Source organism: Saccharophagus degradans 2-40, from assembly GCF_000013665.1.
Taxonomy (GTDB): Bacteria; Pseudomonadota; Gammaproteobacteria; order Pseudomonadales; family Cellvibrionaceae; genus Saccharophagus; species Saccharophagus degradans.
Genome location: NC_007912.1, coordinates 4,105,228 through 4,123,451, shown reverse-complemented (window position 1 = coordinate 4,123,451; position 18,224 = coordinate 4,105,228). Strand labels below are relative to the sequence as shown.

The following is an 18,224-nucleotide window of genomic DNA, read 5'->3' as shown; positions in this document are numbered from 1 at the left end:
CCATGTGGGATTCTATTCAGCACCTTCGCCCCGCACTGCAACGTCATATTGCTTTTCAACCCCGTAGTTACCGTGGCGAAAACTGGTATGTGCTAGAAGATAAAAGTAACGGTACTTTTCATCGCCTTAGTATTGTTGCTTACCACTTAATAGGTTTAATGGATGGCCATCGCACGGTAGCGCAAATATTGGAGCAAGCCAATACAGTGGCGCTGGATGTGCCAGAAGAATACCTGCCCGATGAAGAAGATCTAATTGCCCTTTTGCAGTACCTTTACGTAGCCGATCTACTTATTTGCGACTTTCCGCCCAGTACCCAAGAAATATTCTCTCGCCAAAAAAATAAAAAACAGCAGCGCTGGAAGCGGTTGCTGCTAAACCCTATGTCGTGGAAAATTTCGCTCGGCAACCCCGATGCATTTCTTAATAAAATAAGCGTTGTAGGCAAAATGCTTTGCCACCCATTAACGGGTGTAATTTGGTTGCTTGTAGTGGGTTTGGCTGTATTGCAGATAGGTGCCCAGTGGTCTGCGCTTACCTCTGGTGATTTTGGTGGAATGTTTTCACCGGCTAATATGTTTTTACTGTGGTTAACCTACCCGCTATTAAAAGTTATTCACGAGTTGGGGCATGCGCTATTTACCAAAGCGTGGGGTGGGGCAGTAACAGAGTGCGGGGTAGTGTTTATTTTAGGTACGCCGCTGCCCTATGTGGATGCCACCGCGTCGACCGGTTTTAGCAAAAAATACCAACGATTAATGGTAAGCGCCGCCGGTATGGCTGTTGAATTATTTGTAGCTGCGTTGGCGTTTTTGATTTGGCTAATAATAGAAGACGGCATAGTGCGCAATATTCTATTTAATTTAATGGTGCTGGGCAGTGTGTCTACCTTAATTTTTAACGGTAACCCATTGCTTAAGTTTGATGGCTACCATTTGTTGTGTGATGCCATAGAGGTGCCCAATCTCGCCGCGCGTGCTACCGAGCAATTTAAGTATTTAGCCAAGCGGTTTGGTTATGGCGTTAAAGGCTTGTACTCGCCTGCATCTACTTTTATAGGCGGCGTTGGTTTTACGGCTTACGCGGTTGGTGCATTTTTTTATCGTATATTTATTTTTGCCACCATTATTTACATTGTGGCCAAGTTTTCGCTAGAGCTTAGTGTGTTTCTCACGCTCTGGCTGCTGTTTTTTCAAGCCTTGTGGCCGTTAAGTAAATACATTCGCTATTTGATAGTGGATAAAAGTATTACCGCACACCGCAAACGCGCGGTGGCTTTTAGTGTTGCGGTAAGCTTAACCATAATAGTTGCATTATTTGTTGTGCCTATGCCGCTTTCTACCAAAGCCGAGGGCGTGGTGTGGCTGCCGAACGATAGCCAAGTGCGCTTGCAGGTTGCAGGCGAAGTGGCGCAAGTGCTTGTGAACGATGGCGATGTAGTACAAAAAGGCCAGCCAATAATTTTATTAAAAAATGCGCAGTTAGAAGCTTCGCTAAAAGTTCAGCAGGCGGTTTTACGCGAGTACCGCGCGCGCTTCGAAGAGGTATGGTCGGCAGATAGAGCGCAAGCAGGGCTATTAAGTGAAGACATTCGCGCAGTAGAAGATGAAATTGCATTTTTACAGCAAAAGGTGGCCGCCCTAAACGTTGTTAGCCCCGCCAGCGGTACAATTAATTTTTCTGTTCCTTACTACCTGCCAGGTAGTTATTTTCAGCAGGGAGATATTGCCGGCTACGTAGTGCGCGCAGAACCTGTAAATATTCGCGTAGCCCTTACCCAGCACGAAATTGGCTTAGTACGCAAAGATACACAAGCCGTTGAGGTGCGCCTTGCGCATCGCCTTGCACAAACTCATCGCGGCGAAATAGAACGCGAAGTACCCGGGGGGACTTACACCTTGCCGAGTTTGGCGTTAAGCGTTGCGGGTGGGGGGCGACTTCAACTAAGCAGTGAGCAAGGTAAAGAAGAGCAATCGCAAAACAGAATATTTCTGTTGGATGTGGCGTTACCTCGGTACGAACAAGCAGATTATTATGGCGAGCGAGCGCATGTGCTGTTTACCCACTCGCCAGAACCAATTGCTGAACAAGTTTACCGTCGTTTAAGGCAGTTATTTATCAGTACGTTGCTATACTAATTTAACGGGCGGGTAAATTTAGCCCTAAAAGGGAGTTGCTCAAGGCGCGAGCATGTTGTGTAATAGGGTTTTTGGCGCGTAAAGCATCCTTTGGCGGTAGTAATAGGCTGGCAATATTGAACAAGCGATTTAGAAATTCACATATTAAGTTCTTCGCATACTATGGCGTTGCAGGGGCGTTATTTGCTGGCACTGCGCAAGTATGGGCGGAGGGTTTAACGCTTAATTGTCGTATAGAACCCTATGTGCAGGTAGACGTTTCCAGTGCGGTTGAAGGTGTTGTAAGCGAAATTATTGTAGAGAAAAACGATGAGGTCGTAGCGGGCGACATAGTTGCTAGGCTGGAATCTGGCTTGGAGTCCGCCACAGTTGATTTGCGCCGTGTGCAGGCCGAAGTAGAAAGCGATATTGCGGCGCAGCAGCTAGCCTTGGATTTCGCAGAGCGAGCACTAGTAAGGGTTAAAGACCTATACGGTAAAAAAGCCGCGTCGTTTGCCGAGCTAGATAAAGCAAAAACTGAACACGCAATTGCACTACAAAAACTCGAGCAAGCTAAAGATAGGCGCGAGCAAGCGCAAATGGAACACAAGCGCGCCAGAGCGAATTTAAGCCGTTACACCATTACCAGCCCAATAAGTGGTGTGGTGGTCGATAGGTATAAAGAAGTGGGTGAACACGTAGATAACGAGCCAATTATGCGCTTGGCACAGCTCGACCCATTACGTGTGGAGGCCTACGCGCCTGCCAGTATGTACGGCAAAATTAAGGAAGGCATGCAGGCCGAACTTACCCCAGAGCTAGAAAGAGCGGGTGGAAAATATAAAGCAGAGGTGATTCTGGTCGATAAGGTTATAGATGGCCCAAGCAATACCTTTGGTATTCGTTTGTCATTCCCTAATCCAGACCAAGCATTGCCGAGCGGTTTGCGCTGTACTATTGAGTTTCCTACTGTGCGGCCGAATTAGTGGCTTATATCGTGCTGGTAAATCAGTTTCTACTAAACTAAATAGTTATAAGGAGTTTTTTTTTAATCGCAATCGGTCTGATTAGAGCCAAGCTTAACAGTCCTTTTGGCGTTAGAATTGCCTATCAAGTCGGATGATTATCATCTCGGTGAGCTGGAAGCATCACCCAATGTTTCGTTAGAGGGTCCAGCTCCCATGTCCAAAAGGGTGCGCAAAAAAAATCGACGTCCGTTAATCGAGCCGCTAGAGCCTCGGTTACTTTTCTCTGCCAGCGCAGATATTGTGCTGCTGGATGATGCAGATAGTGACGTAAATTTTTTACAACAGGCCGCCGCGCAAACGGATCTTTCTGCCGTATTTAATACCTCGCCTAGCAAAACCACACCTTTTGATACCTCGCCTTTCGAAACCACGCCATACGAAACCGAAGACGGGTTAGCAGCAGATGTGCATAATGATGACCGTGTAGAAATTAAAGAGTTGGTTTTTGTCGATACAGGTATCGACAATTACGAGTCATTACTGAGTGGTTTGTTAGAAGGTAGAAATGCCGACGATATTAAAGTTATTTACATAGACGCAGAGGAAAACGGTGTTGAGCTAGTTACACAAACTCTGCTTGGGTTTACCGGTGTGCAAAGCGTTCACATGCTCACCCATGGTAAGGCGGGGGAAATTCAATTAGGCAACAGCTTTATAAACAGTCACAGCTTGGCGAACTACGCCGATGCAATAACGCAATGGCAGCAGGCGTTAGGCGAAGATGCCGACATTTTAATTTACGGTTGCGATATTGCCGCCACCGACGCAGGGCGAGAACTATTAAAGCAGCTCGCTGAGTTAACCCAAGCCGATATTGCTGCCAGCGACGATTTAACAGGGCATGCCTCCTTAGGTGGTGATTGGGATTTAGAATTTAACGCCGGTGAAGTTGAAACAGAAATAATTGTGACTAAAGCCGCGCAGAAACAATGGCAAGGCTTATTAGTAGATGTAAATTATATAAATACCGGCGGCGGCGATTTTACCGAGACGGTATCTAGCTCGGTTAACGTTGGGCAAGACTTTAGTTATAACAGCGGCAGCGGTACCTATACGGTAAACGAAATAAGTTTGAATTTGGCTCGTTACGCTACAGCAGAAAGTCAAACAATTACTGTGCAGTTACGTGATGCATGGAATGGTACTGTTTTGGCTTCCGATACCGTCGCTTCGTCAGAAATAAGTGCCGATGGTTTTGAGTGGCATTCGTTTGGCTTTGGCGATGTGTCGCTAACCGATGGCGCAACCTATTTTGTTCGCGTGTCCTCTGATGCAGACGACAGTGAAATTCTAATTCGACGTTACAATAGCAGTATAATTGGCGGGCATGCATTTCAAAGTAACGGTACGCCTAATGGTGACGGCAATGACCTAGCTTTTAAAATCGCTTATGAAGACGGTAGCAACTCGGCACCTTATGTCGACAATGCTGTGCCAGATCAAGCCGCCACAGAAGATGTTGCATTTAACTATACCTTACCGGCAAATACATTTGCAGACCCAGATGCGAACGATACCATTCGTATTCGCGTTGAGCTATCTGGTGGCGGTAGTTTAGGTTGGTTGCAATACAATGAAAGTACTCGACAATTTTCTGGTACACCACGCACCGCCGATGTAGGCACCATGAGTATCGATGTAATTGCTACCGATAATCACGGCGCTTCCATCACAGAAACGTTTGATATTGTGATCAATGGTGTTCCCACTGCAGTGGATGACTCCGCAAACGTTTGGTACACCGAATCTGTAACCGGCAATGTGATTGATGGCTCTGGTGGCGTGAGTGCAGATACTATCGCCGATGCACCAGGTACAATTGTTTCTATTACTTACGATTCTGTTTTATACAATTCTTTCGATGGCTCTAACAATATAAATATTGCCGCCGATGAAGGAACTTTTGTAATTAATCAAGACGGCACCTTCACTTATACTCCCACTGCTACCCCCGTATCTGCGGGTGCAAATACCACAACAGATTGGGAAACAGCCTATAACCTATACGGTTATATGAGTAACCAATCTTATTTAGACGGCAGTAGCAATTTAGATTTAAGTGCAGCTAACGAAACCGTTTTACAAAGCAGCACGGGCTTGGGTATTGAATCTGGGCCGCAAGATCACATTGAAAATATAGGCCCAAACCCAGAAGCCGTAGTGGTAGATCTGCAAGCGAATTATCGTGAATTTGAAGCCATTACTAGTTATTTGGGGGCTGGGGAAACAGGCACGTGGGAAGCCTACGACTCAAGCTTTGTGTTAGTGGACACAGGTACACTAGTTGGCACGGGTAGCGGTGACAGTACCGATCTATCAACAAATTACGAAGTGGTGAGCGGCGATTTTAGATATTTAGTTTTTACCGCAACAACAGGTACCGATAGCTACCGCGTATATGAGTTAAGCGGTTTTCAAGCAACTCCTACCGATGAAACATTTGATTATGTGGTTGAAGACAGTAACGGCGACCAAGATACGGGTTTACTGACCGTTGCTTTTGTCAATGATAATAATCGCCCAACCGTTGCCAATGCCATTCCAGATCAAGTTGCCCCCGACAACGAACCCTTTAGCTTTACTTTTGCAGCCAATACCTTTAACGACGCCGATGGTGAAACTCTCACTTATTCCGCAGAATTAAAAAACGGAGGTGCGTTACCCAGTTGGCTTTCGTTTGATGCGAACACTCGAACTTTTAGCGGTACCCCAGCTACAAGCGATGTGGGTACCATTGAAATAAGAGTGACAGCCGATGATGGTAATTGGGGTACACCCGCACAAGATATTTTTGAAATAGATGTTAACGATACTAACGACGACCCGACATTAGATAATGCATTGGTCGATCAAAGCGCAGATCAAGATGCAGCGTTCAGCTACCAGTTTGCAGCAAATACCTTTGGCGATTTAGATGCTGGCGATACGTTAACGTATACCGCAGAGTTATCTGGCGGTGGCGGATTGCCTGCGTGGTTAACCTTTACCCCAGGTACGCGTACTTTTAGTGGTACGCCTGCATCTGGCGATGTAGGTACCATTACAATTGAAGTTACCGCAGATGATTCTAATGGCGGTACGCCAGCAACCGATACGTTTGATATTGTTGTAGCCCCGCCCAATCAGGCACCAGTAAATACTGTAATAGCAGATTTTTCTAGTGACGAAGATGTACCCATTGTGTTCAACCAAGGCAACGGGATAATAGGTAGCTATTTTAATAACACTACTTTAACCGGCCCTGCTGTGGATACAAATGTCGATTACACTATCAACTATTATTGGACAGGCGCGCCAGACAACGGCGTTACAGGGATAAATGCAGATAACTTCTCCGTAAGGTGGGAAGGGCAGCTACTTGTAACTGAAACCGGCAACCATCAATTTCAAACCATGTCGGATGATGGTATTCGCGTTTATATTGATGGCGATTTAGTTATAGATAACTGGGCTAGCCATCCTTCGGGCACAATAGATACAAGTTCAAACATTGCGTTAGTTGCCGGCCGTACTTACGATGTTGTAGTAGATTTTTACGAAAATAATGTTGAAGCCGAAGCTAAGCTTTTTTGGCAAACACCTAGCTCTGGTGGTTTTAATATTATCGCGGCAGGCGATGAAGATAATTTTGCCGCTGGCTTATATCAAGGGAGCGAATTCTCTGTATTTGATGTCGATGCAGGCGCTGATGAACTAGAAGTTACTATTTCAGTTAATTCTGGTACGTTATATCTCGCGGGTATTGATGGGCTCACATTTACAACGGGTGACGGAACATCCGACACCACCATGGTTTTTACAGGCACAGCGGATGATATTAATTCCGCGCTCGCTTTTTTAAGTTTTACTCCCACCGCAAATTTTAGTGGTGATGTAAGCTTAACGTTTACCACTAACGACCAAGGTAACAATGGTCTTGGTGGGCCGCTAAGTGATACCGACGTTGTAACCATTACAGTAAACAGTACCGATAACGACGACCCGCAATTAGACAATGCACTAGTCGATCAAAACGCTACTGAAGATAGCCCCTTTAGTTACCAGTTTGCAGCCAACAGTTTTAGCGATCCAGATGTAGGCGATACTATTACCTACTCCGCGCAAATATCTGGCGGTGGAGCTTTACCAAGTTGGTTAACTTTTACTGCTGGCACGCGTACTTTTAGCGGAACGCCCACCAACGATGATGTAGGCACCATCTCTATTGAAGTAACAGCAGATGACGGTAATGGTGGTACAACTGCAACGGATGTTTTTGATATTACGGTTGCCAACACTAACGACCCACCTACTGTAGCAAATCAAATTCCGAATCAGGCCGGCGCAGAAGATTTCGCGTTTGATTATACTTTTCCTGCCAATACGTTTAATGATATTGATGGAGACTCGTTAACCTACACGGCAAGGCTTTCAACCGGTGACCCACTTCCACCGTGGTTAAATTTTGATGGTGCTAACAGACGTTTTTACGGTACACCCGGTGAAGCTGACTCAATAACTTGGACTGTTGAAGTGACCGCGGATGATGGAAATGGTGAAACCGTTACCGATACATTTGATATTGCCATCGCCAATACAAATGATGATCCATATGTCGCGAATGCCATCCCCGATTTAAATACAGGGGATAACGAGCCATTTAGTTATCAGTTTGCGGCCAACACTTTTGGTGATTCAGATTTAGATACGCTCACTTACACAGCAGAATTATTTACCGGTGGTGCACTGCCCGCTTGGCTAAATTTTGATGCAAATGCTCGAACGTTTAGTGGTACACCTAGTACGAGCGATATTGGTACAACGCACGTAAGATTAATTGCAGATGACGGTAACGGAGGCACACCAGCAGAAGATAGTTTTAATATAACCGTAACCGATACCAATGACGACCCATACATTGCCAATGCAATTGCCGATCAAGCAGCTACCGAAGATAGCCCATTTAGCTTTCAGTTTGCGGCAAATACGTTTGGAGATTACGACGGCGACACGCTTACTTATACTGCTCAACTAAGCGGTGGAGCCTTGTGGCCGGGTTGGTTAACATTTACGCCCGGTACACGTACATTTAGTGGTACACCGGATAATGGCGACGTGGGTACAATTACTATCGAGCTAACCGCGGATGATGGTAACGGTGGTACGCCTGCGACAGAAACGTTTGATATTGTAATAGCCAATACAGACGATGATCCTTACGTTGATAACGCAATACCCGACCAAGCCGCGACAGAAGATAGCCCTTTTAGCTTTCAGTTTTCTTCAATAGCGTTTGCAGATGATGACCCTGGCGATTCGCTAACTTATACCGCGCAACTTTCTGGTGGAGGTTCGCTTCCAGCTTGGCTTACATTCACACCCGCAACACGAACCTTTAGCGGTACGCCGGCTAATGGCGATGTTGGAACAATCAGCGTAGAAGTTGTTGCAACGGATAACGACGGTGGCACAACGGCGTCAGATGTTTTTGATATTGTTGTATCGAATACGGATGACGATCCTACCTTAGATAATGCCCTAGTCGATCAAGCGGCAACGGAAGATACAGCCTTCAGTTATCAGTTTGCAGCTAACAGTTTTAGTGATCCTGATGTTGGCGATACATTAACTTACTCTGCGCAGCTTTCTGGCGGTGGTTCGCTTCCGACTTGGCTTACGTTTACACCGGCAACGCGCACTTTTAGCGGCACACCGGCTAATGGTGATGTTGGAACAATCAGCGTAGAAATAATTGCCACTGACGATGATGGTGGTACTACCGCGTCGGATGTTTTTGATATTACTGTGTCGAACACAGATGACGATCCTACTTTAGATAATGCACTGGTTGATCAAGCAGCTACGGAAGATACAGCCTTCAGTTATCAGTTTGCAGCTAACAGTTTTAGTGATCCCGATGTTGGCGATACATTAACTTACTCTGCGCAGCTTTCTGGCGGTGGTTCGCTTCCGACTTGGCTTACATTCACTCCTGCAACACGAACCTTTAGCGGCACACCAGCTAATGGTGACGTAGGAACTATTTCTGTAGAAGTGATTGCTACGGATAACGACGGTGGCACAACAGCAAGCGATGTGTTTGATATTGTTGTTGCTAATGCCGACGACGATCCAACTTTAGATAATGCTTTGGTCGATCAAGTGGCAACGGAAGATACCGCGTTCAGTTATCAGTTTGCAGCAAACAGTTTTAGTGATTCTGATGTTGGCGATACATTAACTTATACGGCACAGCTTTCTGGTGGAGGGGCACTGCCAACTTGGCTGACGTTTACACCAGCAACACGCACTTTTAGTGGCACACCAACAAATGGTGATGTAGGAACTATTTCTGTAGAAGTGATTGCTACCGATAACGATGGTGGCACAACCGCTAGTGATGTTTTTGATATTGTTGTATCGAACACCGATGACGATCCAACCTTAGATAATGCTTTAGTCGATCAAGCGGCAACTGAGGATGCAGCGTTCAGCTATCAGTTTGCAGCGAACAGTTTTAGTGATCCCGATGTTGGCGATACATTAACTTACTCTGCGCAGCTTTCTGGCGGTGGTTCGCTGCCAGCGTGGCTTACCTTTACACCTGCAACACGAACCTTTAGCGGTACACCGGCTAACGGAGATGTAGGAACTATTTCTGTTGAAGTAATTGCAACCGATAACGACGGTGGAACAACTGCGTCGGATGTTTTTGATATAACTGTGTCGAACACCGATGACGATCCCACACTAGATAATGCATTAGTCGATCAAGCAGCAACGGAAGATACAGCATTCAGCTATCAGTTTGCAGCTAACAGTTTTAGTGATTCTGATGTTGGCGATACATTAACTTATACGGCACAGCTTTCTGGTGGAGGGGCACTGCCAACTTGGCTGACGTTTACACCAGCAACACGCACTTTTAGTGGCACACCAACAAATGGTGATGTAGGAACTATTTCTGTAGAAGTGATTGCTACCGATAACGATGGTGGCACAACCGCTAGTGATGTTTTTGATATTGTTGTATCGAACACCGATGACGATCCAACCTTAGATAATGCTTTAGTCGATCAAGCGGCAACTGAGGATGCAGCGTTCAGCTATCAGTTTGCAGCGAACAGTTTTAGTGATCCTGATGTTGGTGATACCTTAACTTATACGGCACAGCTTTCTGGTGGAGGGGCACTGCCAACTTGGCTGACGTTTACACCAGCAACACGCACTTTTAGTGGCACACCAACAAATGGTGATGTAGGAACTATTTCTGTAGAAGTGATTGCTACCGATAACGATGGTGGCACAACCGCTAGTGATGTTTTTGATATTGTTGTATCGAACACCGATGACGATCCAACCTTAGATAATGCTTTAGTCGATCAAGCGGCAACTGAGGATGCAGCGTTCAGCTATCAGTTTGCAGCGAACAGTTTTAGTGATCCTGATGTTGGTGATACCTTAACTTACACCGCACAATTATCTGGCGGAGGTGCGCTACCAGCGTGGCTCACCTTCACACCCGCAACACGCACTTTTAGTGGTACGCCTGCGAATGGCGATGTTGGAACAATCAGCGTAGAAGTTATTGCGACTGATAACGACGGAGGAACAACGGCTTCGGACGTATTTGATATTGTTGTTGCAAACTCTGACGATGATCCGACATTAGATAACGCACTGGTTGATCAAGCGGCCACTGAGGATACAGTGTTCAGTTATCAGTTTGCAGCTAACAGTTTTAGTGATCCTGATGTTGGCGATACGTTAACTTACTCTGCGCAGCTTTCTGGAGGTGGTTCGCTTCCGGCTTGGCTTACGTTTACTCCCGCAACGCGAACCTTTAGTGGTACACCTGCGAATGGTGATGTTGGAACTATTTCTGTTGAAGTTATCGCAACCGATAATGATGGTGGTACTACCGCGTCGGATGTTTTTGATATTACTGTGTCGAACACCGATGATGATCCAACCTTAGATAATGCACTTGTCGATCAAGCGGCAACGGAAGATACTGCGTTCAGTTATCAGTTTGCCGCTAATAGTTTTAGTGATCCAGATGTGGGTGATACCTTAACTTACACTGCGCAACTTTCTGGTGGCGGTTCATTACCCGCGTGGTTAACGTTCACTCCAGCAACTCGAACCTTTAGCGGCACACCAACAAATGGTGATGTAGGAACTGTTTCTGTTGAAGTAATTGCAACCGATAACGACGGTGGCACAACGGCAAGCGATGTGTTTGATATTGTTGTCGCTAACTCCGATGATGATCCGACGTTAGATAACGCATTAGTCGATCAAGCGGCAACGGAAGACACGGCGTTCAGCTATCAGTTTGCCGCTAACAGTTTTAGTGATCCTGACGTCGGCGATACATTAACTTACTCTGCGCAGCTTTCTGGCGGTGGTTCGCTTCCGACTTGGCTTACATTCACCCCTGCAACACGAACCTTTAGCGGCACACCAACAAATGGTGACGTAGGAACAATTTCTGTTGAAGTGATTGCTACCGATAACGATGGTGGCACAACGGCTAGTGATATATTCGATATTGTTGTCGCTAATGCCGACGACGATCCAACCTTAGATAATGCATTAGTCGATCAAGCAGCAGCGGAAGACACAGCGTTCAGCTATCAGTTTGCAGCTAACAGTTTTAGTGATCCTGATGTTGGCGATACGTTAACGTATACTGCGCAACTTTCTGGTGGAGGCGCGCTACCAACGTGGCTAACGTTTACACCTGCAACGCGAACCTTTAGTGGTACACCTGCGAATGGTGATGTTGGAACTATTTCTGTTGAAGTTATCGCAACCGATAATGATGGTGGTACTACCGCGTCGGATGTTTTTGATATTACTGTGTCGAACACCGATGATGATCCAACCTTAGATAATGCACTTGTCGATCAAGCGGCAACGGAAGATACTGCGTTCAGTTATCAGTTTGCCGCTAATAGTTTTAGTGATCCTGATGTTGGCGATACGTTAACTTACTCTGCGCAGCTTTCTGGCGGTGGTTCGCTTCCGGCTTGGCTTACGTTTACTCCCGCAACGCGAACCTTTAGTGGTACACCTGCGAATGGTGATGTTGGAACTATTTCTGTTGAAGTTATCGCAACCGATAATGATGGTGGTACTACCGCGTCGGATGTTTTTGATATTACTGTGTCGAACACCGATGATGATCCAACCTTAGATAATGCACTTGTCGATCAAGCGGCAACGGAAGATACTGCGTTCAGTTATCAGTTTGCCGCTAATAGTTTTAGTGATCCAGATGTGGGTGATACCTTAACTTACACTGCGCAACTTTCTGGTGGCGGTTCATTACCCGCGTGGTTAACGTTCACTCCAGCAACTCGAACCTTTAGCGGCACACCAACAAATGGTGATGTAGGAACTGTTTCTGTTGAAGTAATTGCAACCGATAACGACGGTGGCACAACGGCAAGCGATGTGTTTAATATTGTTGTCGCTAACTCCGATGATGATCCGACGTTAGATAACTCATTAGTCGATCAAGCGGCAACGGAAGACACGGCGTTCAGCTATCAGTTTGCCGCTAACAGTTTTAGTGATCCTGACGTCGGCGATACATTAACTTACTCTGCGCAGCTTTCTGGCGGTGGTTCGTTACCCGCGTGGTTAACGTTCACTCCTGCAACGCGCACCTTTAACGGTACACCGGCTAACGGCGATGTCGGAACTATTTCTGTAGAAGTTATTGCTACCGATAACGACGGTGGTACAACTGCTAGTGATGTGTTCGATATTGTTGTCGCTAATGCCGATGACGCCCCTACGCTGGATAACGCGTTAGTTGATCAAGCGGCAACGGAAGATACAGCATTTAGCTATCAGTTTGCAGCAAACAGTTTTAGTGATCCAGATGCTGGTGATACGCTTACTTACACAGCGCAACTTTCTGGCGGCGGCGCGCTACCAACGTGGCTAACGTTTACACCTGCAACGCGTACTTTTAGTGGCACACCAACAAATGGTGATGTTGGAACAATTAGCGTAGAAGTAATTGCTACTGACGATGATGGTGGTACAACCGCGTCGGATGTTTTTGATATTACTGTGTCGAACACTGATGACGATCCCACGCTAGATAATGCACTTGTCGATCAGGCGGCCACTGAGGATGCAGCGTTCAGCTATCAGTTTGCAGCAAACAGTTTTAGTGATCCAGACGCTGGTGATACGCTTACTTACACAGCGCAACTTTCTGGCGGTGGCGCGCTACCAACGTGGCTAACGTTTACACCTGCAACGCGTACTTTTAGTGGCACGCCTGTTAATGGTGATGTTGGAACAATCAGCGTAGAAGTTGTTGCAACGGATAACGACGGTGGCACAACTGCTAGTGATGTGTTCGATATTGTAGTTGCTAATGCCGACGACGATCCAACTTTAGATAATGCTTTAGTCGATCAAGCGGCAACGGAAGATACCGCGTTCAGTTATCAGTTTGCAGCAAACAGTTTTAGTGATCCTGATGTTGGTGATACGTTAACTTATACGGCACAGCTTTCTGGTGGTGGATCATTACCCGCGTGGTTAACGTTCACTCCTGCAACGCGCACCTTTAGCGGTACACCAGCTAATAGTGATGTAGGAACTATTTCTGTTGAAGTGATTGCTACTGATAACGACGGTGGTACAACCGCTAGCGATGTGTTCGATATTGTTGTTGCTAATGCCGACGACGATCCAACTTTAGATAATGCTTTGGTCGATCAAGTGGCAACGGAAGATACCGCGTTCAGTTATCAGTTTGCAGCAAACAGTTTTAGTGATCCTGATGTTAGCGATACATTAACTTACTCTGCGCAGCTTTCTGGCGGTGGTTCGCTTCCGACTTGGCTTACCTTTACACCTGCAACACGAACCTTTAGCGGTACACCTGCGAATGGTGATGTTGGGACAATCAGCGTAGAAGTAATTGCTACTGACGATGATGGTGGTACAACCGCGTCGGATGTTTTTGATATTACTGTGTCGAACACAGATGACGATCCTACTTTAGATAATGCACTGGTTGATCAAGCAGCTACGGAAGATACAGCGTTCAGCTATCAGTTTGCAGCTAACAGTTTTAGTGATCCCGATGTTGGCGATACATTAACTTATACTGCGCAGCTTTCTGGTGGTGGATCATTACCCGCGTGGTTAACGTTCACTCCAGCAACGCGAACCTTTAGCGGCACACCAACAAATGGTGATGTAGGAACTATTTCTGTCGAAGTGATTGCTACCGATAACGATGGGGGCACAACCGCTAGTGATGTTTTTTATATTGTTGTATCGAACACCGATGACGATCCAACCTTAGATAATGCTTTAGTCGATCAAGCGGCAACTGAGGATGCAGCGTTCAGCTATCAGTTTGCAGCTAACAGTTTTAGTGATCCTGATGTTGGCGATACGTTAACTTATACGGCACAGCTTTCTGGTGGTGGATCATTACCCGCGTGGTTAACGTTCACTCCTGCAACACGAACCTTTAGCGGCACACCGGCTAACGGCGATGTAGGAACTATTTCTGTAGAAGTTATCGCTACGGATAACGACGGTGGCACAACAGCTAGTGATGCATTCGATATTGTTGTTGCTAACACCGATGACGATCCTACTTTAGATAATGCACTGGTCGATCAAGCGGCAACTGAGGACACAGCGTTCAACTATCAGTTTGCAGCTAACAGTTTTAGTGATCCTGATGTGAGTGATACATTAACTTACACCGCGCAACTTTCTGGTGGAGGTTCGCTTCCGGCTTGGCTAACGTTCACACCCGCAACACGAACCTTTAGCGGTACACCTGCGAATGGAGATGTAGGAACAATCAGCGTAGAGGTTATTGCCACGGATAATGACGGCGGCATAACGGCTAGTGATTCATTTAATATTAACGTATTAAACGTCAATGATAGCCCCGTAGTAAATATTGCCATTCCTGATCAGCAAGTGGTTGCTGGTCGTGATTTTTCGATGCAATTACCGCCCAGTACTTTTATCGATGTAGATGTTGGTGATTCGCTTGTTTATACGGCCAATTTAATTAGTGGAGCACCATTACCTGCTTGGTTGGTTTTTGATGAGGTCGCGCAATCGTTTAGTGGTCGGCCGGTTACAAGTGATATTGGTAGCTATACTGTAGAAGTAATTGCAAATGATGGTAATGGCGGTATTCCGGCGCGGGAAAGTTTTGTGTTGGTCGTGCATTCTCCAACAGCTGTGCAGCTGGCAAACATTGCTACACAAGAAGATGCAGCTAATGATGAGATCGACCTAGCGACTCAATTCGCATCCATCACGCCAAGCGGTGAATCGATAAGCTTCACTGTTACCCAAAACTCAAATACCTCTTTATTTTCAGAGGTGAGAATTGACAATACAACCGGAACGTTAACACTCACTTATGCCGCGGATCAATACGGAGAAAGTGATATAACAATTTCTGCCGTTACCAATACTGGTGTAACGCTAGAAAGTACGTTTAATGTAACAGTTAGTTCTGTGAACGATATTCCGCAAGTAACTCACCAAACGATTACCGGTGGGGTTATCGAGCCTGATTCATTAACTCGTACTGTTAGTGTAATGGGGGGCTTTTTTGATATAGAAAACGGTGAAGACCTTGTGTACACGGTTACCGAAAACTCTAACCCCGCTATAGCGCAGGTGGTTGCCGTAGATAGCGAGCGTGGCACATTCACAATTAACCGGGCAGGGGCCGAGGGTGGAACGGCTAATATTACAGTGCGAGCTACCGATAATGATGGTGGCTGGGTTGAGCGTACGGTACAAATTACTATTCAAGAAAAGCTAACCTCGCCGTTAGAGCCGGAACCACAGCCCGAGCCTCAACCAGAGCCTGAGCCAGAAACACCAGAAGAGGTGCAAGAAACACCGCCCGAGGGTGAACCGAACGAAACACCTGTAGCCGAAGCAGAAAAAGAACCTTCACTTATTCAGCCAGAGCTTTCGCCCGATTTAGGCATTGTTGTAGAGGCCGTAGCTCCGCCGCTACCGCCAGCAAGTGTGTTTGAGTTTTACGAAGAGGTAGAGCGAGAGACAGAGCAAAACGAAAAAAATAATGCTAAGCGAGAATACGAGCGCCAGCTGAGAGAAGAAGCTGCGCAGGCTTACCAGTTAATTGGCATATCTGCAGGCCCAGGAGGCTATTTAAATGCGCAGGATATTACCGATTTTAATATGGCTATAGATGACGCAAGAAAACATATGGAAGAAGTATACGCAGAGCAAAAGCAACGTGAAGGCATGCTGGCAACGGTAACGCTCTCACTTACCACAGGGTTAATTATATGGGCGTTGCGCGCCAGTAGCTTGTTGGTTGCTTTATTTTCGATGATGCCTCTGTGGCGCGGCGTAGACCCATTACCCGTTTTGGCGGATGTAGAAAAACGTAAAAAAGCTTTGGCAGGCATAGAGGACGACAAAGAAGAAGAGGATAAAAAAGCGGGTGAGGTGGGGTATTTGTTCGATCGCGCTGTAGATAAGCCACAACAGAAAGGAAGCAAAGGTAAAAAAGTATGATTCGAATAAATCCTGCCGTTCGATTAAGTTTCGGGCTTGTTATTTTGATGCTTTCTATCTTGCTGTTGGCACAGGCGCTAGGGTTAACACCTAATGTAGAGAAAAAACAGCTAGCTGCGCGGCAGCAAATATCAGAAACCTTGGCGTTTCAAGTTTTACTGGCTATGTCGCGTATGGATGAGCGCCTACTACAGCAAATGATAGATAATGCAGTGATGCGCAACCCCGAACTGGAAAGTGCTGGTGTTCGGTTTCCTACGGGTGGGTATATGCGCTACACCGAAGATCACGATAAAAAATGGCTGCTTAAAGAAAGTAATCACTCAAGCCCTGAATTTGTAGAAATTCCTTTAGTGCTTAGCGGTGTAAATCGCGGCGCACTTGAAATTACTTACGTACCACTAACCGCAGGCGAAAAAAGTTATTTCGGTTTATCGAATACCGTTTTTCTTGTGCTGTTTTTGTGTTGCTCTGCGTTTATAGGGTTTTGGTTTTTTATTAAGCGAGCACTGCATCATTTAGATCCCAGCTCTGTTGTGCCAGCGCGCGTGCGCAATGCAATGAACGTGTTAGCTGAAGGTGTATTTATTTTAGATAAGCGCGAACAAATTGTACTGGTGAATACCGCACTAACTAGCAAACTAAAATCAGATGAGCGCAGGTTGCTTGGTAGAAAAGCGAGCGCATTAGGGTGGAAAACTGACGACAGCGAAAAGTCATTACCCTGGGAAAAAACCATTGCCACTGGCGAAAAGCAAATGGATATTCGTTTAGAAATGCCAGTGAATAAAAATGAAACCAAGGTGTTTAGGGTTAATGCTGTACCTATTCTCGACGAGAAAGGAAATAATCAAGGTGTAATAGCCAGCTTCGACGATGTGTCTGAGCTGGAAGCAAAAAACGAGCAGCTACAACTTTTGGTGGGTAAATTAGCTGCTATTCAAGGTGCGATTGAAGATAAAAACCGCAAACTTGAGTATTTGGCATCTCGCGATCCATTAACCGATTGCTATAATCGACGGGCAATGCGTGAGAGGTTAGATGATGAGTTCGCTAAGGCGCAGAACTCCGGTAAAGACCTCGTTTGTATCATGCTCGATATAGATCATTTTAAACGAGTAAACGATACATATGGCCACGGCGTGGGGGACGTAGTCATTAAAATGGTTGCCCAAGTTGTAAAAGAAGCTGTACGCGATAGCGACATCGTCGCGCGGTTTGGCGGTGAAGAGTTTTGTGTTGTTTTACCCAATGCAACTGTTGAACAGGTAAAAATAATTGCCAAACGCTGTCGCATGACCATTGAAACCCAAAACTGCGGCGGGGTAAAAGTAACCTCCAGCTTTGGTATTGCGGCGCTCAGTCTGGGAGCAAAATCGCCCAACGATTTAATTCACCAAGCCGACGAGGCGTTGTACAACTCCAAACAAAACGGCCGCAATATGGTAAGTGTTTGGCAACCATCAATGGTCATAGAATCTGGGCCTAAATAATTTCAATCACTATTAAACAATCACTAACTACTAAT

General features: G+C 46.0%; 4 protein-coding genes. All 4 read left to right on the top strand.

What is annotated here, in order from left to right; genetic code table 11:
* The first annotated feature begins 2 nt into the window (after nt 1-2).
* The 4 genes from SDE_RS16920 to SDE_RS16905 all read left to right on the top strand — a co-directional run bounded on the left by SDE_RS16920 (nt 3) and on the right by SDE_RS16905 (nt 18,189).
* A complete protein-coding gene (locus SDE_RS16920) occupies nt 3-2,138 on the top strand; it encodes a biotin/lipoyl-binding protein (RefSeq protein ID WP_011469708.1) in 2,136 nt (711 codons plus the stop codon).
* 116 nt (nt 2,139-2,254) lie between these two features.
* Nucleotides 2,255-3,103, top strand: a complete 849-nt coding sequence (locus SDE_RS16915) for an efflux RND transporter periplasmic adaptor subunit (RefSeq protein ID WP_226986443.1) — start codon at nt 2,255-2,257, stop codon at nt 3,101-3,103.
* A 117-nt stretch (nt 3,104-3,220) separates the two neighbouring features.
* Nucleotides 3,221-16,696 (top strand): putative Ig domain-containing protein, encoded by a 13,476-nt coding sequence (locus SDE_RS22735; RefSeq protein ID WP_143710914.1) that lies wholly within the window; start codon nt 3,221-3,223, stop codon nt 16,694-16,696.
* Nucleotides 16,693-18,189, top strand: a complete 1,497-nt coding sequence (locus SDE_RS16905) for a sensor domain-containing diguanylate cyclase (protein WP_011469705.1) — start codon at nt 16,693-16,695, stop codon at nt 18,187-18,189. The genes SDE_RS22735 and SDE_RS16905 overlap by 4 nt, the downstream gene beginning before the upstream one ends.
* The last annotated feature ends 35 nt before the right edge of the window (nt 18,190-18,224 follow it).

Bases quoted from the DNA above. Each gene is read 5' to 3' on its own strand.
- SDE_RS16905 (WP_011469705.1), top strand. From the start codon at position 16,693: ATGATTCGAATAAATCCTGCCGTTCGATTAAGTTTCGGGCTTGTTATT.
- SDE_RS16920 (WP_011469708.1), top strand. From the start codon at position 3: ATGTGGGATTCTATTCAGCACCTTCGCCCCGCACTGCAACGTCATATT.